This is a genomic window from Neisseria oralis, from assembly GCF_045062685.1.
Taxonomy (GTDB): domain Bacteria; phylum Pseudomonadota; class Gammaproteobacteria; order Burkholderiales; family Neisseriaceae; genus Neisseria; species Neisseria oralis.
The window spans coordinates 1-468 of the sequence record NZ_JBJGEB010000037.1; the positions used below are offsets into that span (position 1 = coordinate 1).

Here is a 468-nt window from a genome sequence, read left to right on the forward strand (position 1 = left end):
AGGCCGTCTGAAAAATTTCAGACGGCCTTTTATCAATCATTTGTCCAACCGAACCGGTTTCCCCTTTACCTTGGCGCAGATTCCGCCGTCTTCGCCGCACCGCGATAATTTTCCGTTCTCCACCGCTTTGTTAATGTCGGCAATCCATTCAACACGCTTCATTTCCGTTTTGGCGGATTGGATCAGATAAATTACCGTACCGAAACACAACGCTCCGGTCAGCGCAAAGACTGCGACCGACGCCCAAACCAGCTTTTTCAAATCCTTTGCTGATTTCTGCTGCCTGCCTTCCACTTCGCGGACGGTTTCCAGCAGCCAACGCCCCGTCGTTTCCAGCCGTTCCGTAAATTTTCCGACCGACTGCTCCAAGCCTTTTCCCACCGCTTCCGCCGCTTCCTGCCTGATTCTTTCGGCAGAACCATCCAAACGGTTTGACGAAGAATCCAATACCCGCTGTGCCTGCACCGC

1 protein-coding gene is annotated in these 468 nt (G+C 53.0%); it reads right to left on the reverse strand.

The window, feature by feature from the left end:
- Nucleotides 1-36: 36 nt before the first annotated feature.
- A partial coding sequence (locus ACI43T_RS11985) for a hypothetical protein (RefSeq protein WP_405387336.1) occupies nt 37-468 on the reverse strand: 432 nt, incomplete at its 5' end.